Source organism: Pseudomonas sp. NPDC089534, from assembly GCF_044749305.1.
In the GTDB taxonomy this organism is placed as follows: Bacteria; Pseudomonadota; Gammaproteobacteria; order Pseudomonadales; family Pseudomonadaceae; genus Aquipseudomonas; species Aquipseudomonas ekonensis.
This window is the reverse complement of sequence record NZ_JBIVHR010000023.1, coordinates 1-23527: the sequence shown is the minus strand read 5'-3', so window position 1 is coordinate 23527 and position 23527 is coordinate 1. Positions and strand designations below refer to the sequence as shown.

Sequence of the window (23527 nt, the reverse complement as noted above, 5' to 3'; positions counted from 1 at the left end):
CTCCTTGAGCGACACCATCAGGCCTGCGGCACCGAGGCCACCTGCCCGACAGGCTTCTTGACCTTGGCCCGCTCCCCCAGGAACAGCACGGAGGTGAAGTTGAAGCGGCTGAACACCGTCGACAGCAGCACCGGCCCAAGCAGGCCGAGGGTCAGGCCGCAGAGCACCAGAACGCTTTCGTCCTTCACGCCCAAGCGCCCCAGCAGCGCCCGCGACGTGGCGGCGAACAGCACATGGAACAGGAAGATCGCGTAGGAATAGCCGCCCAGCCAGGTCAGCCACTTCGAACGCATCTCGCTCGACAGCAGCGCGAAGCACGACACGCAGCCCACCGTCAGCCCGATCAGGCTGCGGCGGTCGATGATCAGGTCGCGGTCCATCGCGGCCACGTACAGCAGCGCCAGCGAAATCATCACGAACAGCCACGGCCCGATCACCTTGAACACGTGCCGGATGATCCCGACCTTTTCCTGGCCGATCATCCCCGCCACGAAGAACGGCAGCAGATAGGTCGCGCCGTTGATGCCGAACGCATCGACCTTGAAGGTCGGCAGCAGAAACACCGCCGCCGCGAACGCAAACAGCAGGTACAGGCGCGGCGCCGTGCGCAGCAGGCCACGCCATTCCAGCAGGCCGACGAACATGAAAATGATGAACACCGCCTGCAGGAACCAGAAGTGGTTCACCGGAATGTAGAACGACAGCAGCGCATCGATCACGCCCACGTCCTTGTTCACGCCGGGGCCCACCGCCTGCAGCACGGAAAACGGCACGCCCACGCAGAACAGCGGCACGATCAGGCGCCGAACCTTGCCGCTGAAGAACGCCCCGAAGTCATTCCCGCGGATCTTGTAGAGCGAATAGATGTAGCCCGAAATGAAGGTGAACAGCGGCATGCGCACATACACCATGGAGTCGGCGAGGATCCGGAACGGCGAACCCACGTCGATCTTCAGGCCACCGCCCAGCGGGCCGATGACGTGATACAGCACCAGCAGCAGGCAGGCCAGACCGCGCAGGGTCTCGATCTCCAGGGACTTTTTCTTGCTCGACATTACGGCACCCGCCTCATCTCGCGATTGGTTGATTCGACCTGCACGGGCTTCTTGCCCTGCAGCATCAGGCCCAGCCCCACGAACAGCACCGGCACCACCATGGAGAAATGCCGGGCGAAGGAGCCGAAGTCCGGCTCGAACAGCCCTTGCACCAGCAGGAACGCGAGGGGGATCGCGATCAGTTCCTTGGCCTTGGTCTGGATGGGGATGCCTTTGTAGTCCGTCGACGTGATGACCTTGAACAGCAGCAGCGCGGTCATGATCATCAACGCCACGAAGATCACCTGGCCCGGCCCGGACAGCAGGATCAGCTCCGCGGGGAACGACAGCCGGAAGAAAATGATCATCGAGTCCAGCGCCTGGGAAACGAAGTCGCTGCCGCTGAGCCACGACACGATCAGCGACTTGGAGCCCTCCTCCCCCGCCGTGCGCAGCTCGTTGTTGCTGGCGCGGATCGACGACACCGGAAAACCGAGCGCCACCTGGATCGCCATGGCGACCGCCAGGTAGAACAAGAACAGCATCAGGAAGAACGTGACGCGCGACACGTACTTCTTCATCACGCAGACGCCGATCCACGACAGCGAAAACAGAATCCAGTAGGGCCGGATCAGCACGCCGTAGATCACCGCCGACAGAAAGAATCCGCCGCGGTATTTGCGCGTCAGCGAGCTCAGGAGAATGCTCAGCACCGCCACCGACACAATGATTTCCTTGGTCAGGTTCTCCAGGAAAAACGAACGGACGATGCCCCACAGGCACAGGGTGCCGAAGATCGCCAGCGGCATGCGCCGGAAGACGACCACCGGGATCGCCGTCAGGAAGAAATTGCAGAACATCCCGTAGGCCCAGGCATTGGTCAGGTCGATGCCGGTGGGCCGCAGCAGGAACGCCGAGCACTCGTAGGACGAACGGTCCGGCGAGAACGGGTTCCAGAAGTTGCAGTTGTCGGCGCGGGCGTAGGACATCCACAGCGTCATGGCGTCCGGCCCCGGCGCCCGGGGCACCAGCAGCGGCATGGCCACCGACAGGAACAGGCCGCTGAACAGGATCAGGAACGACAGCGACGAATCGAGCTTCACCCCGCGAAACTCGATGCGCGGCAGCTTCAGCCCCATGCCAGTGCCCTTTTCGCCTGTGTCGTGCGGGTCAGCAGCGCAATCGCGCCGAGCTGCACGACAATCGCGAAGACGTTGCCCCAGGCGGCGCCCTCGATCGAATAGTGCCGGATCAGCACGTAGCTGACCGGCACCGACACCAGCAGGCAAAGGGCCGCGCTGGCCAGCGATACCCGGCTGTTCTTCGAGGCGATCAAGCCGCCCCAGACGATGTCGCCGACCCCGCGCAAGGCAAAGGACACGATCAGCACGCCGAGGATCCCGTTGTCCGGGCGCGGCACCGGCGCGCCGACGTAGTCGAGCACGACGTTGAAGAACAGGTAGATCAGCACCGCCACCGCGGCCGACACCGCCAGCGAACGCATCACCCATTTGTTCACGAACAGTTGCCCGACCGTGAACGGCTGCCCCTCGGCCTGAAACCGCTTGGCCAGCACCGGAATGCCCACCACCGCCACCACCGCGTAGGACAGCGCCTGCAAGGTGTTGGCCGCCGACCAGGCGTACACGTAGACGCCCAGGTTGGCGTAGGGCTCAAGGTCGGCGATCAGAAAGCGCTCGGCGTACTGACTCAACGCGATCAGCCCGGTGCCCAGGTAGAACGGCAAACCGGCCTTCCACACGGTCGCGGCCGCCAGCGTCCCTTCCGCCCGCCCGCGGTGCACCTTGGCCACGATGGCGTACCCGGCGACGATCACCACGACGTTGGCCACCACCCACAGCCACAGGACGCTCGCGATGTCCGCGACCTGGCCGAGCATCAGCCCGGCCACCGCCAGCAGCGCCCAGAGGCCGGTCTTGATGAAGAACAGCAGCGCGCCCAAGGTGGCTTTCTGGGCGGAAAACACAAAGGAGTTGATCTCGAAGGACAGGTGCTCGGTGAGCAGCACCAGGGTCACGCAGGCGATCAGCGCGGGCGTCGCCGGCACCGACTGGAACAGCGAGTAGACCCCCACCGTCGCCAGCGACAGCGCCAGGCCCACGGCCAGGTACAGCCACAGCACCTTGTCGACGACCCGGCGCGAGCTGCCGCCGACGCTGATCAAACGGTTGATCTCGGAACTGAAGCCGACACTGTAGAACTTCGACGCGATCAGCGAAGCCGCGACCACCACCCCGTAGAAGCCCAGCGCCTCGTAGCCCAGGTAATGGGTGACGGCCAGCACCAGCAGGAACTTGGCGCCCAGCGCACCGCCCCGCAGCAGGAGCCTGAAGATCATCGAACGACGCCCTTGATGATCTCGTCCATCATCACGGTCTTGGCTTCGATCTCGCGGCAGGTGTCGGTCAGGCGCTTGCCGAAGCGGCTCAGGGCGTCCGGCGCGTAGACCGTGTCGATGACGGTGTCGACATCGATGTCGCCGCCGTTGATCACCCAGTCCTCCACGCCCATGTCCTGGTAGGCGCCGAAGCCCTTGCGCTCATAGCTGATGTGGTAGGCCGGCACGCCCGACAGCAGCGACTCGATGGCGCCGTGCAGGCGCACGGAAATCACCAGGTCCGGCTGGTGCTTGGCCAGGGTCGCCTTCAGCGGCAGCAGGTCTTCGGTGATGCCCAGCTCGCGGTAGAACGCGCCGTCGTCGTTGCCGCGCACGGCGCTCTGCACCGCGCAGACCACCTTGCTCCTTTCCTTCAGGCGCTGCAGCAGCACCTTGAGGTTGGCGACGTAGGCGACTTTCTTCTCCTGGCTCCACGCCGGCGGCTTGCGCAGCACCACGCACACCGTGGCCGGCGTCGACGCGCAACGGGTGAACTTGGGCTGCATGAGGATCTTGCCGGCCAGGGCCTGCACCGCCAGGTCCGGCGCCCGGTAGACGTTCTCGCAGGCCTCGAACATCGCCGAGGAGCGGTTGTCGCGCACAAACACCGCGTCGGCGCTGGCGTAGTGCTCGACGATCTTGCGGCTTTCGCCGTGGAACGGCCCGATGCTCTGCGGCAGGTACACCGACGGCACCTTGCTGAGGATCGCCGTCTCCAGTTGCTTGGCGTGCCCCAGCTTCAGCTTGATGTGTTCGAAGGCACTCTTGGAACGCATGTAGCCGCCGCCGACGCCGACGATCAGATCCGTCTTCTTCAAAAGATCCGCCAGGGCGGCGTAGGAGCGGTTGAGGAACACCGCCTGCTTGACCCGCCCCAAACCCTTGGCCGCCATCACCGGCGCGTCGAAGCGCTTGTGCGGCAGGTAGCTGAAGGACTGCGGGTCGGACGCCACGACATTGATCGACGTGTCGGCACCGAAGTTTCGCTGCACCAGGGCGATGGCCAGGTCCACCAAGAGGCCGTCACCGGAGTTGGACGCACTGTAGCCATGCAAGATCGTTACGTTCATAAGCTGATTTCTACTTAACAAGTGGGGGCGCAATACACGTCATAGGTCTGGCGGATCATCAGGGCGGCGCTGAAGCGCTCGCGCACGATCCGGCGGCTTTCAAGGCCCAGGGCGGTCAGCCCCGGCTTGTGGATCCGCATCAGGCGGTCGGCCAGCGCCTGATGGTCGCCGGCGGGAAAGATGTAGCCGGACACCCCGTGGGTGACCAGTTCCGGCAAGGACGTGCAGTCGCTGGCGATCACCGGCAGGCCCATGGCCATGCCCTCAAGCGGCACCATCGCAAACCCTTCCCAGCGGCTGGGGACGATCAGCGCATCGGCCTGGCGGTACAGCGCGTTGACCTCGGCCGGAGTCACCCACGGCAGGTACTCGACCCCGTCCATCGGCGCAGGCGCGACCGCGTCTTCGTTGACCGCGCTGCCCACCACCGTGAGCTTGAGGTCGGTGCGCCGCACTTCGGCAAAGGCCTTGAGCAGCACGTCGAAGCCTTTCTGATAGTCGAGACGGCCGACGAACAGCAGCTGGATCGGCTCCGTCCCCTCAGCCTTGCGGGCCTCATCCTTGGTCGGAATGCCGTTGTAGATCAGGGTCATGCGCTTGCGGTCGATGCCGAACGCGGCGGCCTTGTCCAGCTCGTAGCGGCTGACGCAGATGATCACGTCCGTGACGTTCTGCAGCAGCCGCTCGATCAGCGAATAGAGCTTGCGCTTGGCCGGCGAGCCTTCCATCAGGAACGAAAAGGCATGGGGGCAATAGATGATCTTCGGCGACCGCCAAGGCCGCAGGACCAGGCACACGCAACGGCCGATCACCCCGGAAAAGGTGCTGTGCAGGTGCACCACATCGGGCTTTTCCTTGAGCATCACCCGGATCAGCTGCCAGGCGAAGCGCAGCATCGACAGCGCATTGCGCCCGCTCCTTTCGAAGGTGCGGATCTGCCCCCCGTCGATGCCGTGCAGTTCCTGCTTCTGGTCCTTGGGCACCAGATAGATCAGTTCGTAGTTCGAGGTTTCGTCGTCGGGCGACGCCGATATCGTGCGGATCACCGTCGCGACGCCGCCTTTTATCGTTTCAGCCACGTGCAGAATTTTTTTCACAACCCACCCACTTCCTTGCCAATTGGAACCGTCGCTCGACTCAGGACTTGTCGGACGCGTATTCGTAGCTGTAGTAACCGTAACCGCCGTTGCCGTAGTAACTGGCCGCGCGCTTCTCGACGCCGTTGAACACCGCGCCTTTGAGTTCGATGCCGTTCTGGGCGAACCGGCGGATCGTCAATTCGATCTCCTTGGCCGGGTTCACCGCGAACCGGGTGACGATCAGGCTGATCCCCGCTTCGCGGCCGACGATGGCCGCGTCCGTCACCGCCAGCAACGGCGGCGTATCGATGATCACCACGTCGTAGCGCTCGCTGAGCTCGGCCAGCAGATCGCGGAAGTTGGCGTGCATCAGCAGTTCCGACGGATTGGGCGGCACCTGGCCGCGGCTGATGAAGTGCAGGTTGTCGACCTCGATCTTGTGGATCGCCTGTTCGAGGCTGCAGCGCTTGACCAAGAGGTCCGACAGGCCGTTGGCGATGGGCGTGTTGAGCGTCTTGTGCAAATGCCCCTTGCGCATGTCCGCGTCGATCAGCACCACCCGCTGGCCGCTTTGCGCCATGACCGCCGCCAGGTTCGAAGACACGAACGTCTTGCCGACCTGCGGGCTGGGGCCGGAAATCATGATCCGGTTGTTGGTCGAGTCCAGCCCGGCGAAGTGCAGGCAGGTGCGCAGGCTGCGGATCGACTCGATGGACAGGTCCGTCGGGTTGCGCAGGGCCAGCAGGTAGGCCGGCTGGGTCTCGGCCGCCTTGGCCCGGACCTTCTTGCTGTCTTCTTCCTTCTGCAGGGCGCTGTAGGGAATCGACGCGTACACCGGCAGGCCGAGCTGCTCGATGGCCTCCGGGCCTTCCAGACCGCGGCTCATGGATTTGCGCACCAGCACCAGCGCCACGCCGACAAAGGCGCCGAAGAACGTCGCGATCAGCACGATCAAGGCCTTGCGCGGCTTGATCGGGCTGGTCATGTCCACATCCGCCGGATCCACCAGCCGCACGTTGCCCACCGCACCGGCGCGGACGATGTCCAGCTCCTGGGCCTTGTTCAGCAATTGCGTGTAGATCTGCGAGGCCACTTCCACGTCGCGGGTCAGGTTAAGCAACTCCTGCTGGGTGGCCGGCAGGTCCTGCACCTTGCCCTCCAGCGAGCGCTGCTGCTGGGTCAGCTCGCCGATCTGGGTCATCAGGGCGCGGTAGGCCGGGTGCTGCTTGGTGAACTTGCGGTCCATCTCCGCCTGCTGCATTTTCAGCTCGGAGATCTTGGTGTCCAGGCCGACGACCTGGCCCAGCATCGACTGGGTCTCCAGGGAGATGTTCACGGTCTTGCCGCGGGTCTGGTAGGCGTTGAGCGCTTCGCTGGCCTTGGCCAGGTCACGCTTGACCTGGGGCAGTTGGCCCTGGAGGAAATTCAGGCTCTGGGCCGCTTCGGCCGAGGTGCGCTGCACGTTCTGCTGCACGTACAGCGACGAGATCTTGTTGAGGATCCTCACCGCCTCGGGCGCATCGCTGCTGGCCAGGGCCAGGCGGATGATGCCCGACTCCTTGCCCTGCTCGGCGATGTCCAGCGCATCCTGGTAGCTCTGGATCGTGACGATCCGCGGGTTGCGCACCACCTCGAAGCGGGTGCCGGGGTTGGCCTGCAGCCGTCCGACCAGCCCGGCGACGCCGTCCTGGTCGAAGGCGCTGCCGGCCACGCCTTCGGCCAGCAGGTTGTCGTTGTCGTCGAAGAGCTGGAACCGGTGCTGGTCCGCCGCGACCAGGGTGAGCTTCTTGCCCAGCAGTTCCTTGGGCAGGTCGAGGCGCTCGATGTCCAGGCGCTCGCCGCCCCAAGCATAGCTGTTGAGGCCGAAACGCGGGCGCGAGACGCTGTCTTCGCTGTCGCCCCGATAACGCCGGGCCAGGAAGCCGCCGATCACCGGAAAGGTGTTGGGCGTGACGTCGATGTCGAGGCGCAGGTCATCGACGGTGCGGCCGATCACCGCCCGCGACTTGATGATGCCGATCTCGGTCACCGACGGCGACTGCCCGCCCAGCATGCTGCTCAGGTCGGAGAACCCGAGCATGTCGTTCTTTTTCGGTTCGACCTGGACCAGCGCGTTCGCCAGGTACACCGGCGTCGACAGCACGGCATAGGCCACGCCGGTCATCATGAAGGCGCCGGTGAAGGCGCCGATCAACCATTTGCGGTCGATCAACGAGCCAAAGATGCCGAGGATATCAATGCTGTCTTGATCATTGTCCCGGGTGCCGACTACTGACGGTAACTGCATAAGTCTGTTCTTACCATTCACTGAACTGAAGAATATTCATCAACGCCCGAGGCGTTGCGCCCAAGAGCAAACAGCATCTTCAATCAATGCATGCGCATGAATAAAAGCGGCCTTTCCCTGACGATACGGATCCGGTATTTCTCGCTCGTTCTGCCACTTGCCGAGCAGAAACACTTTGCCCCTGGCGTGGGAGGCGATCTTCAACACTTGTTTTACATGCTCTTTTTCCATGACCAGGATCAGATCGGATTCATTGACGATGTCCGACGTGATCTGCCGCGCCCTGAACCCTTCGGCGCTGTGGCCACGGTCTTCCACCACCTGGCGCGCGGACGCCTCCATGGATTCGCCGACCCGCGCGGCCAGGCCCGCGGAAGCCACCGCGACACCCGACGGGGTCAGCGCATCGCGCAACAGCAGTTCGGCTGTCGGACTTCGGCAGATGTTGCCCACGCAGACGACGAGGATCTTTTTGAACAAAGTTTACTTTCCTGTGTAATATCAATCTGCCAACATCGCTCATGAAATTAATGAACCCACGAGACATTGCGGCAATCAGAAATAGATTCGCCCTGTTAGTTGAGTGCATTAAGTACCACGCCGCCGGAAAGTCCCCCAACCAGAATTGCCGGACCAAAAATAACTGTGATCTTCACAAGTTATTTCCTGACAAAAAATAACATTCGTGCACTTCGCGCCTTTCTGGCCATCGAAACGGATGAGGCAAGGAAGTTTGCTAGTTGTCATTTCTCATCAGGAGAGCAGGCATGAATTCAGCACCCCTCAAACGGCTCGGCGCCCTGGCCCTTCTTCTGTTCGGCGCGGCCGGCCAGGTTCACGCCAGCGAACTGTTTCCGGCCCTGGCCGCCGACAGAACCATCGGCGTGCAGGTCAAGATCCAGAACTTCTCATCCAGCGACGCCGAACAGATCAAGGCGGCAGGCTTCAGTTTCGTGCGCCTGGGCGTCTGGAGCGACAGCCTGAGTGACCCGGCCTATCAGCGGCAGATCAGCGACGCCTTCGCCGTCGCCCGCGCAGCCGGCTTGCCGGTGCTGATGACCGTGCGCGCCACCCGGCCCCTGGGCACAGGGCCGGCAGCGGCGGGCGAAGCGTTCGCCGGCGCGGTGACAGGCCTGGAGGCGGCCTACCGCACGCAATTGGTCGCGATCGAAATCTGGAATGAACCGGACCTGGCCACGTACTGGCCGACCGGCAACTTCGATGCGACGTTCGCGCCGTTCATGAAAGCCATGTGTCAATCGCTGCAAGGCAAAGCCTCATCCACGCCCCTGATCGGCTTCGGCTTCGCCCGGCCGCCGAACGCAGGCTCCGCCTCGGCCGTCGCGCTGAACAGCATCGTCAATGCCTACCCCGACTGCCTGGACGCGGTGTCCTATCACCCCTACGGCATGACCGCCGCGCAGATCGGCAATGCCCAGGCGTTCATCCAGCAGAACTACCGCCTGCCGGGGGTCATCAGCGAATGGGGCATCTCGGCGCTCGGCTCCAACGGCGGGCCGGAAGGCCAGGCCAGCAAGATCGGCGCCTTCATCGCCGACGTCAAACGGCTCAACATCCCGTTGACCTCGATCTATGAATGGAAAAACAGCGATACGGGCAGCAACGACCGGGAACGCAACTTCGGCCTGCTGACGTCCGACGGCCAGCCGAAACCGGCGCAACTGACGGCCCGCACGCAACTGAACGCCCGATAGCCGCCCTCCACCCATCCGCCGCTTTGAACCTGCGGCCGGTTTCGCCATCGAATCCCTCGACACCGCGCCCCCGCCTTTCAAACAGCCGTTTTCAGGTTGTTGCCCCGGGGGCCGCCGATCCGCGTTCACGCCCTTGAGCGGCCGTCAGCGCTCGGGTAATGTCATCAGACCCCTAGGACAGAGCACGCTCATGACTTCCAAGCTGGAACAACTGAAACAATTCACCACCGTCGTCGCCGACACCGGCGACTTCGAAGCCATCGCCCGGGTCAAGCCGGTCGATGCGACCACCAACCCTTCCCTGCTGCTCAAGGCGGCCGCCATCCCGGCCTATGCCGAGCTGCTGAACGCCAGCGTCGGCGACTGCAAGGGCGACGTGGGCCTGGCCAGCGACCGTTTCGGCGTCGCGGTGGGCCAGGAAATCCTGAAAGTGATTCCGGGACGCATCTCCACCGAAGTGGATGCGCGCCTGTCGTTCGACCAGGACGCCATGCTCAAGCGTGCGCACCGCCTGATCGAGCTGTACGACAAGGCCGGCATCGGCCGTGACCGCGTGCTGATCAAGATCGCTTCCACCTGGGAAGGCATCCGTGCCGCCGAGATCCTGGAAAAGGAAGGCATCCAGACCAACCTGACCCTGCTGTTCTCCTTCGCCCAGGCCGCCGCTTGCGCCGATGCCGGCGTGTTCCTGATTTCGCCGTTCGTGGGCCGCATCTACGACTGGTACAAGAAGGCCAACGGCAACGAGTACACCGGCGCCGACGATCCGGGCGTGCAGTCGGTGACCCGCATCTACAACTACTACAAGGCCAACGGCTACAAGACCGTGGTCATGGGCGCCAGCTTCCGCAACCTGAGCCAGATCGAACAGCTGGCCGGCTGCGACCGCCTGACCATCAGCCCTGACCTGATCGACAAGCTGGCGGCGGACACCGGCAAGCTGGAGCGCAAACTGGCGCCGGGCCACACCGGCGAAGCCCGTCTGCCGCTGAACGAAGCGCAGTTCCGCTGGCTGTCCAACGAAGACGCGATGGCCACCGAGAAACTGGCCGAAGGCATCCGTCAGTTCGCCCGCGACCAGGAAAAGCTCGAAGCGCTGCTCAAGGCCAAGCTGTGATCGGCTGACGGCCAACGCAAAAAGGGCGAACCCTCGCGGGTTCGCCCTTTTTCATTCGTGTGGCGAGGGAGCTTGCTCCCGCCGGGCCGGTCAATGCCGTTCGAGCGCGTTCACCAGGTCATGGAAGGCCTCACGGTTGGACTCGTTCAGCCCCATGAGGATCTTGTGCGCCTCAAGCACCTTGACCCGCACCACCTCCTCCGACTGGTCCTGGTCCGGCAGGTCGTCGAGACACTCCGGACACGGCACAGGGTGGTTCACGATGTTGAACACCTGCTCGAAGCCCATCGACTGCAGCAGACGGGTGATGTCATCGTGGGTGGTGACGACGGTCGGCAACAGGCCGACCTTCTGCCGCGACAGGATCGACAGCTTGGCCAACAGCCCCAGTGTGGTGCTGTCGATGCTGCGGGTTTCGGTCAAATCGATCACGATCGCGTTGAAATTCAACGCGGTGAAGATTTTCTCAATAGTCGCATCCAACGCCGAACACAGGGTCAGGCGAACTTCACCGACGAACTTCAGGACGAAGGTGCCGTCCTGCTCGGCGAACTGGATTCTACCGGTACTCATTGAAGGTTCCTGCTCAACACCAACAGGGCGATATCATCCGGCATCTCCCCGAGCGTGGCCAATCCAAACACCTGGCGCAGACCATCCAGGCTGCCGCCCGCCGACTTGACCCGTTGGGGCAAGGCGGCTTCTTTTTCTTTGAGTGTGGGCTCCGGCAAAAGATCCAGAATGCCATCAGACATCAGCGTCAGGCTGAACGCCGGCGGCAGCTCCAACACGTGGTCTTCGTAGGTGGCCTCGTTGAAGAGCCCCACGGGCAGACCGCGCCCTTCGAGATAACTCACGCCGTCGGGCGTGTACAGCACAGGCAACGGCAGGTGTCCGCCGATGCTATAGGTCAACAAACCGGTCTCCTCGTCGATGACGCCACCGACCATCGTGACATGCTTGCCCAGCTTACAGCTGATCAGTCCCCGGTTGATATGCCCCAGGACCTCGGAAGGCTTGAACGCCGGCAACGTGCCGTTGCGCTTGGACTCGAACAGCAGACGCGTGGTCATGAACTTCAGCAGCACGGTCACGAACGCGGAAGAGGCGCCGTGGCCCGAGACGTCCGCCAGATAGAACGCCACCCGATGGTCATCGACCCGGAAATAGTCGACGAAGTCGCCGGACAGGTACAGGGACGGGATGATCTGGTGCTCGAACCGGAACTCATCGATGCTCCAGGGGCTGACCGGGAGCATGTTCATCTGCACCTGGCGCCCGGCGTTCTGATCCTCCTGAAGCAGGTTCAGGCTGGCTTCGAGCTCGCGGTTGGCCTTCTCGAGCTTCTCGCGGTAGCGCTGGTTTTCCAGCAGCAGGCGCGCACGGTCCAGGGCCCGGCGCACGGAGTGCTCGAGCACGGCCAGGTCTTCGAGGGGCTTGATCAGGTAATCGGCGGCGCCGAGGCGCAGGGCTTCCACCGCATCGTTCATCACGCCGGCGCCCGACACCACGATCACCGGCGTCTGCGGCGAGCGCTCGGTGACCTGACGGATGAGTTCGAGACCGCCCATCTGCGGCATGCGTAGATCGCAGATGACCAGATCGGGCTTGTCTTGCTCGAATACCTGAAGACCTTGCTGGCCGTTGCCGGCCTGCAGGACGCTGAAACCACTGTCTTCCAAATAGGCCGCGAGGCTCGCGCGCACTACTTCGTCATCATCGATTATCAGCAGCGTGGCACTGGTTTTTGGCATGTGGGCAAACGGCGCCAGAATTGGGTTGGCGTAGCAGGCGGGGCGACAGGCCCGGCGCAGACTACTGGATTCGCTTTCTAGCCTCCCTGTTGCACCGCTTTCGGACAACGGTCCCGAACGCGATCACACCAGAGGTGCCCTTCTAAGGCGCAGACGGTACTCCCATCCGCGGGGCGTTTCAAGCATGCGCCGATCGCCACCTGACGACTTTGTTTGTCAAATCACAGAGAGTTATAAGAACCCGTCAATCCGTAACCCGATGTAAGGACGCCGCCATGAAAAAAGGCGGCCTTGCGGCCGCCTTTCGTGCACGTGGGTTGCCGCAGACGATCAGAAGTCGTCTTCGACCTGCCCGTCCTTGACCTTGAACTCGCGGTTCTGCAGGTAGGCGTTGCGGATGAAGGTGTACTTGTCGCCGCTGATCAGCTTCTCGCTGGAGAGCAGGCTGGCGCGGGTGTCGACGATGTTCAGGCCGAAGATCGAGTTACGCACCGGCACGTCGTTGATGTAGCGGTAAGGGCCGGTGTAGCTGTCGACGTACTTCGACGGCGCATCGCGCAGGGTGCTCGGGCCCAGCAGCGGCAGCATCACGTATGGGCCGCTGCCCACGCCCCAGTAGCCGAGGGTCTGGCCGAAGTCTTCGTCGCTGCGCTGCAGGCCCATCTTGGTGCCCACGTCGAAGAAGCCGAGCAGGCCGAAGGTGGTGTTGAAGATCAGGCGTGCCGCATCGACGCCGGCGGCGGCCGGCTTGGCCTGCAGGATGTTGTTGGCGAAGTTGGTGACGTCGCCGACGTTGCGGAACATGTTGTGGATGCCGTCTTCGAGGAATTGCGGCGTTACATATTCATAGCCTTGCGCCAACGGCTTCAGCGCGTAGGTGTCGACGAAGTCGTTGAACTGGAAGATCGGACGGTTGACGCTTTCCCAAGGGTCTTCTTCCGTCGCGGCCTGGGCGGCGAACGGGGCCAGCAACACACCGGCACATACACAGATCTGAGCGAGAGGATTGCTCCAGCGCATAGAGAGAAACTCCTTGGATGGGTACTGGCGCAGGGCAAACCCGCCCCGGCGATATGGGCGCTAGTATAAGCGCAAAAGCCGCTTTGGGCAGGCCGTCGCCGAGACAACGTGAGATATCTCCTACAACCGCTTTCATGATCCTGTCATCCAACTGTCACCGGCCTCCCCTAGCCTTTCCCTATTTCAGGGACGTTTCCATGCCGCACGCCGAAACCTTGCCCCACTCTGCGTCCAGCCTGACCGCCGTGCTGTTCGGGCTCAGCGGCTGCCTGGTGGACTTCGGCGCCCGCGCCCGTCACGGCGAGATCCTGCAGGAGCACGCCGAAGCCACCCCCGGCGCCCTCGACAGCCTGCACAGCCTGCAACGCCAGCAGATCCCCTGTGCCTGGCTCGATGAACTGCCCCCCGCCCTCGCCCAGCCCCTGGCGGTCTCCCTGCCGCCGTGGATCAAACCTTCGCAATATTCGGCAACAATCAATCCTTGGCCGGCCCCCGGCGCCTGCTGGCAAGCGCTGATGGCCCTGAACGTCGGCCGGCTCGACGGCTGCGTGCTGGTCAGCGGCGAACCGCGCCTGCTGCAATCGGGCCTGAACGCCGGGCTCTGGACCATCGGGCTGGCCTCCTGTGGCCCGCTCTGCGGCTTGTCGCCGGAGCAATGGCAGGCCCTGGAGCAAAAGGAGCGCGAGCAGTTGCGCGGCAAGGCGACGCTGCAGCTGTACGGCCTGGGCGTGCATTCGGTGATCGACCATCTGGGCGAACTCGACACCTGCCTGGCCGACATCAGCCTGCGGCGCCTCAAAGGCGAGAAGCCCTGACCGGGATCATGCAGGCCGGGCGAGAGTGGATTAGTCTTAAGGGGAGCCATAGACCTTTGGCACCTGGCTGCGGTCTATGCCAGTGCCTCTCGACAAAAGGAAACCGCCATGCCCGCCCGCGAACTGCAAGAACAGCTCAACACCCTGCGCGAGCAACTGGAACAGAATCCGCCGCTGTCCGACGCCGAGCGCGATCACCTGCACCAACTCATGGCGCAGATCGAATCCGAGCTCAAACTGGAGCAGTCCACCCAGGACACCAACATCGCCGACGGCGTGAACCTGGCGGTGGAACGCTTCGAGGTCGAACACCCCGCCATCGCCGGCACCTTGCGCAACATCATGAACTCCCTGGTCAGCATGGGCATCTGAGCCCCTGCAAACGCAAAAGCCCTGCCGTCGCCGGCAGGGCTTTTTCATGTCCGGGGCCTTCACGGGCGCCATCGCCAGCAGGCTGGCTCCCACCCTGTTTGGCGGTGAACACAGATTCTGGATTCACCCCAAAACCCTGTGGGAGCCAGCCCGCTGGCGATGAGGCCGGTGAGGACACTGACCGCCGCGCAAGCTCTTACTGGCGAACCAGGCGCAGGTTCGGCAACTGCGCGCTTTCCGTGCTGCGGTACGGGTTGATGTCCAGGCCGCCGCGGCGCACGTAGCGCGCATAGACGGTCAGTTTCTCCGGCTTGAGCAACCGTTGCAGGTCGAGGAAGATCCGCTCCACGCATTGCTCGTGGAAGTCCGAATGCTGGCGGAAGCTGACGATGTACTCCAGCAGGCTCGCATGATCCAGCGCCGCCCCCCGGTACTCCACCACCACGCTGCCCCAGTCCGGCTGGCTGGTCACCGGGCAGTTGGACTTGAGCAGGTGGCTGTGCACGCTCTCCTCCACCACCCGCGAAGCGTCGCAGCGCAGCAGTTCCGGGCGCGGATGCTCATAGTTGCTGACACGGATGTCCAGGTCGTCGATGCACACGCCCGGCAGCGCGGTGACGCCCTCGGCCTCGACGTCCTTCAGGCTGCGGATCCGCACGCCCACCGGCTTGCCGGCGGCGGCGGACAGATCCTTGGCCAGCGTCGCCTCCAGGCTCGCGGTGTCGGCGAACGGCGTCTGGTTCAGCGAGTTCAGGTACAGCTTGAACGACTTGGATTCGATGATGTTCGGCGAGTCCGCCGGGATGCTGAACTCGCCGATCGCCACCACCGGCTTGCCCGACGGCAGCAGCCACGACAGCTCGAAGCAGTTCCAGAAGTCCACGCCCTTGTACGGCAGGGTGTCTGCGGTCAGCCCCAGCTCCGCCCATTTGGCGGTACGCGGGATCGGAAACAGCAGAGACGGCGTGTAGGTGGCGATGTATTCGCTGGACTTGCCCAGCGGCGAATGTTCGGCTGCGGGATGCATGGCGGAAACCTGACTGAAGAATCAGCGGATTCTACCAGCCTTTGCCCCCGCCTTTGAGTGCTTACTGACTGACAGTCAGTTTGCCGACCATGCCGGCCTGATAGTGGCCGGGAATGTTGCAGGCGAACTCGAGATTGACGGCCTTGCTGAACGTCCAGGTCAGTTCGGCGGTCTTGCCCGGCTCAACCAACACGCTGTTGGGGTCGTCGTGCTTCATGCCCTGCTTCATCGCGCCCATCGCCATTGGATCGTGGCCCATCGCGCTGTGGTCCATGCCGGCCATGTCGTGGGACATTTCCTTCATGCCAGTAGGCGTGAGCATGCCGCTTTGCTGCATCTTGAGCATTTCCTGCTGATGGCTGGCGTGCATCGCCGCATCGCCCAGGTTGAATTCGTGCAACAGCTGTCCCTTGTTCACCAGCACGAAACGAACGGTCTCACCGGCCTTGACCTCGATGGCCTTCGGATCGAACGACATGTCCCCCATCACCACCTCAATGCTGCGGGTGGCCTTGGCCGCCGGGGCCGGCTGGCCGAAATCGTAAGTGTGCGCCCCAGCCGCCCACAAAGGCGAACTCAGCGCCAGCAGACACGCGGCGACGGCCAGACGGTTGCGCAAAAACATAGTCGTACTCCAACAAGGAAAGGTTCAGCCTGTGGGAAACTCTAGCCCGCCTGCGCTGGCGCGAACCTGACAGGCAGATTACAACTTTGTCAGGTTGGCCTGCATGGCGACCGTCCACGGTATAACGCCCCGTACCTTCCACCCGAGCCGCCCCATGAAACTGCTGATCGTCGAAGACCAACCGAAAACCGGTCATTACCTGCGCCAGGGCCTGACCGAAGCGGGGTTCAACACTGAGCTTGCGGCCGACGGCAACAGCGGCCAGCAACTGGCGCTGAGCGGCGACTATGCCTTGCTGATCCTCGACGTGATGCTGCCCGGCCGCGACGGCTGGCAGATCCTGCAGGCGGTGCGCGGCGCCGGCCTGGATACGCCGGTGCTGTTCCTGACCGCCAAGGACGCGGTGGAGGACCGGGTGCACGGCCTGGAGCTGGGCGCCGACGACTACCTGGTCAAGCCCTTCGCCTTCTCCGAACTGCTGGCCCGGGTGCGCAGCCTGCTGCGGCGCGGCAGCGCCACGCCCCAGGAGACCAGCCTGCAACTGGCGGACCTGCGCCTGGACCTGATCCGCCGCCGGGTCGAGCGCAGCGGCCAGCGCATCGACCTCACGGCCAAGGAATTCTCCCTGCTGGAAATGCTCCTGCGTCGTCAGGGCGAGGTGCTGCCCAAATCCTTGATCGCCTCGCAGGTCTGGGACATGAACTTCGACAGCGACACCAATGTGATCGAAGTGGCGATCCGGCGCCTGCGCCTGAAGATCGACGACGATTTCCCCAACAAACTGATCCACACCGTGCGCGGCATGGGTTACGTCCTCGAAGAGCGGGCCGACTGATGCGCAGGCTTTCCTTGAGCGGGCGCCTGGCCTTGCTGTTCGCCGCCTGCACCGCCGCCGTGTCGCTGGTGGCCGGTGTGCTGTTCAGCCGCGCCAGCGAGGCGCATTTCATTGAGCTGGACCAGCAGTTGCTCGACAGCAAACTCATCGGCCTGCGCCGGGCCCTGCAAGACGTGCCGGACCACCAACGCCAGGCGCGCTTGGCCGACGAACTGAGCCGCCAGGCCGACCTGTCGCTGCGCATCAGCGGCAGCGACGGCCAGCGCTGGTACGACAGCTCGGACCGGCTGCCCGGGGAACTGCCGCGGGCGAACGGCCTGGCCACCGTCAGCGACAACGGCACCGATTACCGGGTGCTGAACGCGGCGCTCTATCCGGACAAGGCCGATTCGCCGCAGTTGACCCTGCTGCTGGACATCACCCATCACCAGCACTTCCTGCAACGCATGCAGCACCTGATCTGGCTGACCGTCGGCCTGTCGGCGCTGGCCACCGCGCTGCTCGGCGCCTGGGCGGCGCGCAGCGGCCTGCGCCCCTTGCGGCGCATGAGCGCGGTGGCGCGCGGCGTCTCGGCGCAATCGCTCAACGCGCGCCTGCCGCAAGAACAGATGCCGCCGGAGCTGGCGGAACTGGCCCAGAGTTTCAACGCCATGCTGGGGCGCCTGGACGACTCCTTTCAGCGGCTGTCGGCGTTCTCCGCCGACATCGCCCATGAACTGCGCACGCCGCTGTCGAACCTGCTGACCCACACCCAGGTCACCCTCACCCGCCCCCGTTCCATGGAGGACTACCGCGAAGCCCTGCACAGCAACCTCGAAGAGCTGCAATGGATGGCGCAGTTGGTCAACGACATGCTGTACCTGGCCAAGGCCGATCACGGTTTGCTGATCCCCAAGCGCGAGCCGCTGGAGCTGGCCGAAGAGACCGACACGCTGCTGGAGTTCTTCGCCCCGCTGGCCGAAGACGCCGGCGTGACGCTCAGCCGCGAAGGCCACGCCCGCATCGACGGCGACCGCGGCATGCTGCGCCGGGCCCTGTCGAACCTGCTGGACAACGCGCTGCGCTTCACCCCGGTCGACGGACAGGTGCGACTGCGGATCGCCGAGTTGCCGAAGTCATTGAGGGTGAGCGTGGAAAACACCGGCGAAGGGATTTCGGCGCAGCTGCTGCCGCGCCTGTTCGACCGTTTCTACCGGGCCGATCCGGCCCGCCAGGAAGGCAGCCACGAACACGCCGGGCTGGGGTTGGCGATCACCCAATCCATCGTCCGGGCCCATGGCGGGCAGATTCATTGCGAATCGGCCGAGGGCTGGACGCGGTTTGTGATCGAGTTGCCAAGGGAGGATTGAGGCCGGCCGTCATGGCCTCATCGCCAGCAGGCTGGCTCCCACAGGGAATGGATGACACAGATCCAATGTGGGAGCCACATTCCTGAGGCTCAGGAGTATCTCAACGCCTGCGCCGGCTCGACCTTCGCCGCCCGCCACGCCGGATACACGGTGGCCAGGAAGCTCATGATGAAGCCCGCCGAGCAGATCAGCAGCACGTCGCCGCCTTGCAGCTCCGACGGCAGGTTGCTGACGAAGTACACGTCCGAACTGAAGATGTGCTGCCCGGTGACCCGTTCGATCCAGCCCACCATCTCGCTGACGTTCAGCGCGGCGATCACGCCGAGCACGCCGCCGATCAGCGTGCCGACGATGCCGATCACCGTGCCCTGCACCATGAAGATCGCCATGATCTGCCGGGGCGTGGCGCCGATGGTGCGCAGGATCGCGATGTCCGCGCCCTTGTCGTTCACCACCATGATCAGGGTCGCGATGATGTTGAACGCCGCCACCGCGACGATCATCAGCAACAGCAGGCCGATCATGGTCTTTTCCATTTTCATCGCGCTGAACAGGCTGCCCTGGGTGTGGGTCCAGTCGTCGGCCTTGTAGCCGGCGCCCAGGCCCGTCGCGATGTCGGAGGAGACCTTCGGCGCGGCGTACAGGTCCTTCACCGCCAGGCGCACGCTCTGCACCTGGTTCGGTTCCCAGTGCTGCATCTGCGCGGCGTCGGCCACGTGGATCAGGCCCATGGAGCCGTCCAGCTCGGCGCCGACCTTGAACACCCCCACCACGTTCAGGCGTTGCATGCGCGGGGTGATGCCGCCGGGCGCGGTGCTGACTTCCGGCACGATCAGGGTGATCTTGTCGCCGACGTTCAGGCGGAAGCGCCGCGCGGTGATCTCACCGAGCACCACGCCGAACTCGCCCGGCTTCAAGGCATCGAGCCGGCCCTGCACGATGTGCTGCGCGACGATCGACACCTTGCCTTCCTGCGCCGGATCGACGCCGCTGATCTGGATCGGCTGCATCATCCCCTTGTAGGAAAGCATGCCTTCCATTTCGGTGAACGGCACGGCGGCGGTGACTTCGGGGTTCTTCAGCGCGGCGGCGGCCACCGGTTGCCAGTCGTCGATCGGGTTGACGCCGACGATGGTCGCGTGCGGCACCATGCCGAGGATGCGCGAGCTCATTTCGCGCTGGAAGCCGTTCATCACCGACAGCACCACGATCATCGCCAGCACGCCGAGGGCGAGCCCGATCATCGAGGTCATCGAGATGAACGAAACGAAGCGGTTTCGGCGCTTGGCGCGGGTGTAGCGCGCGCCGATGAAGATCGATAACGGTCTGAACATTCGCTGGGGCACCGTTTGGAAATAAAAGGCCCGACGCCTTCGCAGGCATCGGGCTGCGGGCGTCAGATGGGGGTCAGGCAGCCTTCCTGCAGATGCAGGACGCGGTCCATCTGGCGGGCCAGGTTCATGTCGTGGGTCACCACCAGGAACGCCGTGCGCATCGAGGTGCTGAGCTCAAGCATCAGGTCCTGAATGCCTTGGGCCGTGTGCGAGTCGAGGTTGCCGGTCGGCTCGTCGAGCATCACCAGCCCCGGCTTGTTCACCAGCGCACGGGCAATGGCCACGCGCTGGCGCTCGCCGCCGGACAGCTCGGCCGGCTTGTGCTCCAGACGGTGGGCCAATCCGACCCGCTCCAGCAGCGCCGTGGCCCGCTGACGGGCCTCCGGGATCGGCGTCTTGCCGATCAGCAGCGGCATGCAGACGTTCTCCAGCGCGGTGAACTCCGGCAGCAGATGGTGGAACTGGTACACGAAACCCAGCGCGCGGTTGCGCAGCTGGCCGCGGCCCTTTTCGCTCAGCGCCGAGAGCTCTTCGCCGGCGAGCCAGACGCTGCCCTTGGTCGGCGTGTCGAGGCCGCCCAGCAGGTTGAGCAAGGTACTCTTGCCCGAACCCGACGTACCGACGATGGCCACCCGCTCGCCGGGGAACAGCTCCAACTGCAGATTGGCCAACACTTCCACCGACTCCGGGCCTTCCTCGTAGGATTTGCCCAGGCTGCGGCAGCTCAAGATCGCTTTTTGACTCATGCCCGACTCACTCATAACGTAGCGCCTCCGCCGGCTGGGTGCGCGCGGCACGCCAGGCGGGATACAGGGTGGCGAGGAAACTCAGGACCAACGCGGCGGAGCAGACCATCACGACATCCTGGCTCTGCACCTGCGACGGCAGGTAATCGATGAAGTACACGTCCGCGTTGAGGAACTTGTGCCCGATCAGGCCTTCGAGGGCCGAGATGGCAGCGCTGACGTTGAGCGCGGCGAAGATCCCGACCACCGCGCCGATGGCGGTGCCGACCACACCGATCACGGTGCCCTGCACCATGAAGATGCGCATGATCGTGCCCGGCGTGGCGCCCAGGGTGCGCAGAATCGCGATGTCGCCCTTCTTGTCGTTGACCACCATCACCAGCGTGGAAATGATGTTGAAGGCCGCCACGGCGACGATCAGCAGCAACAGCAGGCCGATCATGGCCTTCTCCATGCGGATCGCCTGGTACAGGTTGCCGTGGGTGCGGGTCCAGTCGCGGGCGTAGTAACGGTCTTCGCCGAGTTGCCGGGCGATGTTCCACGCCTCGCGCGGGGCCTGGAACAGGTCGTCGAACTTCAGGCGCAGGCCCTGCACCTGATCCGGCTTCCAGCGGTGCAGCTTCGCCAGGTCCTGCAGGTTGGTGACGCCCAGGTAGCCGTCGATCTCGCCGGCGCCGACATGGAAGATGCCGACCACCGTGAAGCGCTTCATGCGCGGGAACATGCCGGCCGGGGTCACGCTGACCTCCGGCGCCACGAACGTGACCTTGTCGCCGAGGCCCACGCCGAGCTTGGCCGCGGCCTTGTCGCCGATGACGATGCCGAAGCTGCCCGGGGTCAGGTCGTCGAGCTTGCCCTGCTTCATGAAGTTGTCGATGATCGACACGTTGCGCTCCAGCGCCGGGTCGATGGCGTTGAGCAGCACCTTGGACACCTGACCGTTGTTGGTCAGCAGCCCCTGCATCTGGGTGAACGGCGCGACGGCCGTCACCTGGGGATTCTGCCTGACCTTGTCGGCCAGGCCCTGCCAGTCGCTGATGGCTTCGCCGGACTCGACGGTCGCGTGGGGCACCATGCCCAGCACGCGGGTGCGCATCTCATGGTCGAAGCCGTTCATCACCGACAGCACCACGATCATCACGACCACGCCAAGGGCGAGCCCGATCATCGAAGTCAGGGAAATGAATGACACAAAATGATTGCGACGCTTTGCACGGGTGTAACGCGTGCCGATGAATACGAAGAGAGGTCTGAACATGTCGGGGCTTGTTCGGAGGGAAAAGGAACGTCCTTGTGGCGGGGGTCGATAACCAGCTTTACACTCAGACCACCGCCGCTACCATGGGTTCGCCATGTCGACATTAGATGAAGAAGATCGCCGCGAATACTACCGTATCGAGGACATGATCGCACTGGAAATTAGGCCCCTGTCCGCTCCCGAAGCGGCGGGCGAGGAAGTGTTGCAGGATGCTTCCCCCCTCTTCAACCTGCTCAGCGAACTGCACCTGAGCGAATTCGAGTCGCAGCACCTGCTGCGCCAGATCAGCGAGCGCGACCGCGCCATCGCCGCGTTCCTGAAGACCCAGAACAAACGCATCGACCTGCTCAGCCAGGTGGTCGCCCTGACCGTGCTCGGCCACATCGGCGAGCCGCAGCCGGTGATCATTTCCGAAGGCGGCATCGACTTCCAGCACCCGACGCCTGTGGCCGTCGGCGCGCGCCTGTCGGTCAAGCTGGTGCTGATGCCCCAGGCCCTGGGCCTGCTGCTGCGCGCCCGCGTGACCCATTGCGACCGCAAGGGCGACGGCTACGACGTCGGCACCGAGTTCGAGCACCTGACCGACGCCCAGCGCCAGTTGCTCGCCCGCTACATCCTGCAGAAGCAGGCCCAGGAACGACGCCTGGCCCGTGAACAGAACGAACCCGGCATTTGAATTAAGGAAAAACCGTGACCCTCATCTACGGCCACCGCGGCGCCAAGGGCGAAGCACCGGAAAACACCCTGACCAGCTTTCAGGAATGCCTCAAGCACGGCGTGCGCCGCTGCGAACTGGACCTGCACCTGTCCAAGGACGGCGAGCTGATGGTCATCCACGACCCGACCCTCAAGCGCACCACCGAGCGGCGCGGCAAGGTGGTCGAGCACACCGCCGCCGAACTGGTGACCTACGATGCGCGCAAGGGCGGTCCGGGCTGGATCAAGCCCTGCCCGATCCCGACGCTGGAAGAGTTGTTCGAGAAATGCGACTTCGAGCACTGGCAACTGGAGGTCAAGAGCGCATCCCGCACCCGCGCCGCGACGACGGTGCTGGCGATCCGCGAAATGGCGGTCAGGCATGGCCTGCTCGACAAGGTGACGATCACCTCGAGCTCAAGGGAAGTGCTGAAGGCGGCGCAGGACCTGGTGCCGGACGTGTCCCGCGGCCTGGTGGCCGAGTACGCCTGGCTCGACCCGCTGAAGGTCGCGCAGAACTACGGTTGCGCGATTCTGGCCCTGAACTGGACGCTGTGCACGCCGGAGCGTCTGCAGAAGGCGCAGCGTCAGGGGCTGCACGTATCGGTGTGGACCGTCAACGAACCTGCGCTGATGCGCAGGCTCGCCGACTTCGGCGTTGACAGCCTGATTACAGACTTTCCCGGTTTGGCCACTGCCACCCTCGAGAATTGCTGAAATCGGTCTCCCCGGCCGGCTCAGGCCACCGGCCGGAGCCGCTCAAAAAAGCCGGTTGAGGCCGTCGTACGCCGCTACCCGATAGGCTTCGGCCATGGTCGGGTAGTTGAACGTGGTGTTGACGAAGTACTTCAGGGTGTTCAGTTCGCCCGGCTGGTTCATGATCGCCTGGCCGATGTGCACGATCTCCGACGCCTGATAGCCGAAGCAGTGAACGCCCAGCACTTCCAGCGTCTCGCGGTGGAACAGGATCTTCAGCATGCCTTGCGGCTCGCCGGC

The 23527-nt window shown here is 64.1% G+C and carries 23 protein-coding genes and 1 pseudogene; 8 read left to right on the top strand and 16 right to left on the bottom strand.

The annotated features are described in order from the left end of the window. Positions 1 to 17 precede the first annotated feature (17 nt). Genes ACIP0B_RS09705 through ACIP0B_RS09675 form a run of 7 tightly spaced genes read right to left on the bottom strand, consistent with a single transcriptional unit; the run spans position 18 to position 8348 of the window. Positions 18 to 1055, bottom strand: coding sequence for an acyltransferase family protein (locus tag ACIP0B_RS09705; protein WP_400831498.1), 1038 nt, complete (start codon positions 1053 to 1055; stop codon positions 18 to 20). After that, positions 1055 to 2173, bottom strand: coding sequence for a hypothetical protein (locus ACIP0B_RS09700; protein ID WP_400831496.1), 1119 nt, complete (start codon positions 2171 to 2173; stop codon positions 1055 to 1057). The genes ACIP0B_RS09705 and ACIP0B_RS09700 overlap by 1 nt, the downstream gene beginning before the upstream one ends. Further along, the gene (locus tag ACIP0B_RS09695; protein ID WP_400831495.1) at positions 2164 to 3393 is read right to left on the bottom strand and encodes a phosphoribosylaminoimidazole carboxylase; all 1230 of its coding nucleotides are present in this window, start codon (positions 3391 to 3393) and stop codon (positions 2164 to 2166) included. Before ACIP0B_RS09695 ends, ACIP0B_RS09700 begins: the two co-directional genes overlap by 10 nt. After that, entirely contained in the window at positions 3390 to 4502 is a 1113-nt protein-coding gene (locus ACIP0B_RS09690) for a polysaccharide pyruvyl transferase family protein (protein WP_400831493.1), read from the bottom strand. Before ACIP0B_RS09690 ends, ACIP0B_RS09695 begins: the two co-directional genes overlap by 4 nt. A gap of 14 nt (positions 4503 to 4516) precedes the next feature. Beyond that, positions 4517 to 5599 carry a glycosyltransferase gene (locus tag ACIP0B_RS09685; RefSeq protein ID WP_400831492.1) on the bottom strand — a complete coding sequence of 361 codons (1083 nt, stop codon included), beginning with the start codon at positions 5597 to 5599 and terminating at the stop codon, positions 4517 to 4519. A gap of 40 nt (positions 5600 to 5639) precedes the next feature. Next, positions 5640 to 7868, bottom strand: coding sequence for a polysaccharide biosynthesis tyrosine autokinase (locus tag ACIP0B_RS09680; RefSeq protein ID WP_400831490.1), 2229 nt, complete (start codon positions 7866 to 7868; stop codon positions 5640 to 5642). A 39-nt stretch (positions 7869 to 7907) separates the two neighbouring features. Further along, positions 7908 to 8348 (bottom strand): low molecular weight protein-tyrosine-phosphatase, encoded by a 441-nt coding sequence (locus tag ACIP0B_RS09675; RefSeq protein WP_400831488.1) that lies wholly within the window; start codon positions 8346 to 8348, stop codon positions 7908 to 7910. Positions 8349 to 8635: 287 nt separating this feature from the next. Here ACIP0B_RS09675 and ACIP0B_RS09670 point away from each other — a divergent pair, with 287 nt between their 5' ends. Both ACIP0B_RS09670 and tal read left to right on the top strand, forming a co-directional pair. Beyond that, positions 8636 to 9583: a glycosyl hydrolase family 5 gene (locus ACIP0B_RS09670; RefSeq protein WP_400831487.1), complete on the top strand. Its 948-nt coding sequence runs from the start codon at positions 8636 to 8638 to the stop codon at positions 9581 to 9583. Between the two features lie 190 nt (positions 9584 to 9773). Then, positions 9774 to 10700 carry a transaldolase gene (gene tal / locus ACIP0B_RS09665; RefSeq protein WP_400831486.1) on the top strand — a complete coding sequence of 309 codons (927 nt, stop codon included), beginning with the start codon at positions 9774 to 9776 and terminating at the stop codon, positions 10698 to 10700. A 90-nt stretch (positions 10701 to 10790) separates the two neighbouring features. On the opposite strand, the gene rssC is transcribed toward tal, so the two are convergent. The 3 genes from rssC to ACIP0B_RS09650 form a co-directional block, all read right to left on the bottom strand. Further along, a complete protein-coding gene (gene rssC, locus ACIP0B_RS09660) occupies positions 10791 to 11273 on the bottom strand; it encodes an anti-sigma factor antagonist RssC (RefSeq protein WP_400831484.1) in 483 nt (160 codons plus the stop codon). Further along, on the bottom strand, positions 11270 to 12454 hold the full coding sequence (rssB, locus tag ACIP0B_RS09655) for a two-component system response regulator RssB (protein WP_400831563.1): 1185 nt from the start codon (positions 12452 to 12454) through the stop codon (positions 11270 to 11272). The genes rssC and rssB overlap by 4 nt, the downstream gene beginning before the upstream one ends. 330 nt (positions 12455 to 12784) lie before the next feature. Beyond that, positions 12785 to 13474, bottom strand: coding sequence for a VacJ family lipoprotein (locus ACIP0B_RS09650; RefSeq protein ID WP_400831482.1), 690 nt, complete (start codon positions 13472 to 13474; stop codon positions 12785 to 12787). Between the two features lie 197 nt (positions 13475 to 13671). Here ACIP0B_RS09650 and ACIP0B_RS09645 point away from each other — a divergent pair, with 197 nt between their 5' ends. Together ACIP0B_RS09645 and ACIP0B_RS09640 are read left to right on the top strand one after the other, a co-directional pair. Then, complete coding sequence (locus ACIP0B_RS09645) at positions 13672 to 14289, top strand: HAD family phosphatase (protein WP_400831480.1); 618 nt, start codon at positions 13672 to 13674, stop codon at positions 14287 to 14289. 108 nt (positions 14290 to 14397) lie between these two features. Further along, on the top strand, positions 14398 to 14661 hold the full coding sequence (locus tag ACIP0B_RS09640; protein ID WP_400831478.1) for a DUF4404 family protein: 264 nt from the start codon (positions 14398 to 14400) through the stop codon (positions 14659 to 14661). 196 nt (positions 14662 to 14857) lie between these two features. Here ACIP0B_RS09640 and queF read toward each other — a convergent pair whose 3' ends face one another. Together queF and ACIP0B_RS09630 are read right to left on the bottom strand one after the other, a co-directional pair. After that, on the bottom strand, positions 14858 to 15688 hold the full coding sequence (queF, locus tag ACIP0B_RS09635) for an NADPH-dependent 7-cyano-7-deazaguanine reductase QueF (RefSeq protein ID WP_400831477.1): 831 nt from the start codon (positions 15686 to 15688) through the stop codon (positions 14858 to 14860). A 61-nt stretch (positions 15689 to 15749) separates the two neighbouring features. Then, entirely contained in the window at positions 15750 to 16313 is a 564-nt protein-coding gene (locus tag ACIP0B_RS09630; RefSeq protein ID WP_400831475.1) for a plastocyanin/azurin family copper-binding protein, read from the bottom strand. 154 nt (positions 16314 to 16467) lie between these two features. On the opposite strand from ACIP0B_RS09630, the gene ACIP0B_RS09625 reads away from it, so the two are divergent. Both ACIP0B_RS09625 and ACIP0B_RS09620 read left to right on the top strand, forming a co-directional pair. Continuing rightward, positions 16468 to 17148 (top strand): heavy metal response regulator transcription factor, encoded by a 681-nt coding sequence (locus ACIP0B_RS09625; protein ID WP_400831473.1) that lies wholly within the window; start codon positions 16468 to 16470, stop codon positions 17146 to 17148. Next, the gene (locus ACIP0B_RS09620; RefSeq protein WP_400831472.1) at positions 17148 to 18497 is read left to right on the top strand and encodes a heavy metal sensor histidine kinase; all 1350 of its coding nucleotides are present in this window, start codon (positions 17148 to 17150) and stop codon (positions 18495 to 18497) included. Before ACIP0B_RS09625 ends, ACIP0B_RS09620 begins: the two co-directional genes overlap by 1 nt. An 89-nt stretch (positions 18498 to 18586) precedes the next feature. Here the strand turns inward: ACIP0B_RS09620 and ACIP0B_RS09615 are convergent, their stop codons facing one another. From ACIP0B_RS09615 to ACIP0B_RS09605, 3 genes are all read right to left on the bottom strand, one after another. Then, entirely contained in the window at positions 18587 to 19831 is a 1245-nt protein-coding gene (locus ACIP0B_RS09615; protein WP_400831471.1) for a lipoprotein-releasing ABC transporter permease subunit, read from the bottom strand. Positions 19832 to 19893: 62 nt separating this feature from the next. Continuing rightward, positions 19894 to 20577: a lipoprotein-releasing ABC transporter ATP-binding protein LolD gene (lolD, locus tag ACIP0B_RS09610; protein WP_170930074.1), complete on the bottom strand. Its 684-nt coding sequence runs from the start codon at positions 20575 to 20577 to the stop codon at positions 19894 to 19896. A gap of 7 nt (positions 20578 to 20584) precedes the next feature. After that, complete coding sequence (locus ACIP0B_RS09605; RefSeq protein WP_400831470.1) at positions 20585 to 21835, bottom strand: lipoprotein-releasing ABC transporter permease subunit; 1251 nt, start codon at positions 21833 to 21835, stop codon at positions 20585 to 20587. A 94-nt stretch (positions 21836 to 21929) separates the two neighbouring features. On the opposite strand from ACIP0B_RS09605, the gene ACIP0B_RS09600 reads away from it, so the two are divergent. Together ACIP0B_RS09600 and ACIP0B_RS09595 are read left to right on the top strand one after the other, a co-directional pair. Continuing rightward, positions 21930 to 22511, top strand: coding sequence for a PilZ domain-containing protein (locus tag ACIP0B_RS09600; protein WP_400831468.1), 582 nt, complete (start codon positions 21930 to 21932; stop codon positions 22509 to 22511). A 14-nt stretch (positions 22512 to 22525) separates the two neighbouring features. After that, positions 22526 to 23248 (top strand): glycerophosphodiester phosphodiesterase, encoded by a 723-nt coding sequence (locus ACIP0B_RS09595; RefSeq protein WP_217891260.1) that lies wholly within the window; start codon positions 22526 to 22528, stop codon positions 23246 to 23248. Positions 23249 to 23290: 42 nt separating this feature from the next. Here ACIP0B_RS09595 and ACIP0B_RS09590 read toward each other — a convergent pair. Then, positions 23291 to 23527, bottom strand: a pseudogene (locus ACIP0B_RS09590) (NAD(P)(+) transhydrogenase); the annotation flags it as partial.

Coding starts and splice junctions, on each gene's coding strand:
- ACIP0B_RS09705 (WP_400831498.1), bottom strand. CDS start 1,055: ATGTCGAGCAAGAAAAAGTCCCTGGAGATCGAGACCCTGCGCGGTCTG.
- ACIP0B_RS09700 (WP_400831496.1), bottom strand. CDS start 2,173: ATGGGGCTGAAGCTGCCGCGCATCGAGTTTCGCGGGGTGAAGCTCGAT.
- ACIP0B_RS09695 (WP_400831495.1), bottom strand. CDS start 3,393: ATGATCTTCAGGCTCCTGCTGCGGGGCGGTGCGCTGGGCGCCAAGTTC.
- ACIP0B_RS09690 (WP_400831493.1), bottom strand. CDS start 4,502: ATGAACGTAACGATCTTGCATGGCTACAGTGCGTCCAACTCCGGTGAC.
- ACIP0B_RS09680 (WP_400831490.1), bottom strand. CDS start 7,868: ATGCAGTTACCGTCAGTAGTCGGCACCCGGGACAATGATCAAGACAGC.
- ACIP0B_RS09670 (WP_400831487.1), top strand. CDS start 8,636: ATGAATTCAGCACCCCTCAAACGGCTCGGCGCCCTGGCCCTTCTTCTG.
- tal (WP_400831486.1), top strand. CDS start 9,774: ATGACTTCCAAGCTGGAACAACTGAAACAATTCACCACCGTCGTCGCC.
- rssC (WP_400831484.1), bottom strand. CDS start 11,273: ATGAGTACCGGTAGAATCCAGTTCGCCGAGCAGGACGGCACCTTCGTC.
- rssB (WP_400831563.1), bottom strand. CDS start 12,454: ATGCCAAAAACCAGTGCCACGCTGCTGATAATCGATGATGACGAAGTA.
- ACIP0B_RS09650 (WP_400831482.1), bottom strand. CDS start 13,474: ATGCGCTGGAGCAATCCTCTCGCTCAGATCTGTGTATGTGCCGGTGTG.
- ACIP0B_RS09645 (WP_400831480.1), top strand. CDS start 13,672: ATGCCGCACGCCGAAACCTTGCCCCACTCTGCGTCCAGCCTGACCGCC.
- ACIP0B_RS09640 (WP_400831478.1), top strand. CDS start 14,398: ATGCCCGCCCGCGAACTGCAAGAACAGCTCAACACCCTGCGCGAGCAA.
- queF (WP_400831477.1), bottom strand. CDS start 15,688: ATGCATCCCGCAGCCGAACATTCGCCGCTGGGCAAGTCCAGCGAATAC.
- ACIP0B_RS09630 (WP_400831475.1), bottom strand. CDS start 16,313: ATGTTTTTGCGCAACCGTCTGGCCGTCGCCGCGTGTCTGCTGGCGCTG.
- ACIP0B_RS09625 (WP_400831473.1), top strand. CDS start 16,468: ATGAAACTGCTGATCGTCGAAGACCAACCGAAAACCGGTCATTACCTG.
- ACIP0B_RS09620 (WP_400831472.1), top strand. CDS start 17,148: ATGCGCAGGCTTTCCTTGAGCGGGCGCCTGGCCTTGCTGTTCGCCGCC.
- ACIP0B_RS09615 (WP_400831471.1), bottom strand. CDS start 19,831: ATGTTCAGACCGTTATCGATCTTCATCGGCGCGCGCTACACCCGCGCC.
- lolD (WP_170930074.1), bottom strand. CDS start 20,577: ATGAGTCAAAAAGCGATCTTGAGCTGCCGCAGCCTGGGCAAATCCTAC.
- ACIP0B_RS09605 (WP_400831470.1), bottom strand. CDS start 21,835: ATGTTCAGACCTCTCTTCGTATTCATCGGCACGCGTTACACCCGTGCA.
- ACIP0B_RS09600 (WP_400831468.1), top strand. CDS start 21,930: ATGTCGACATTAGATGAAGAAGATCGCCGCGAATACTACCGTATCGAG.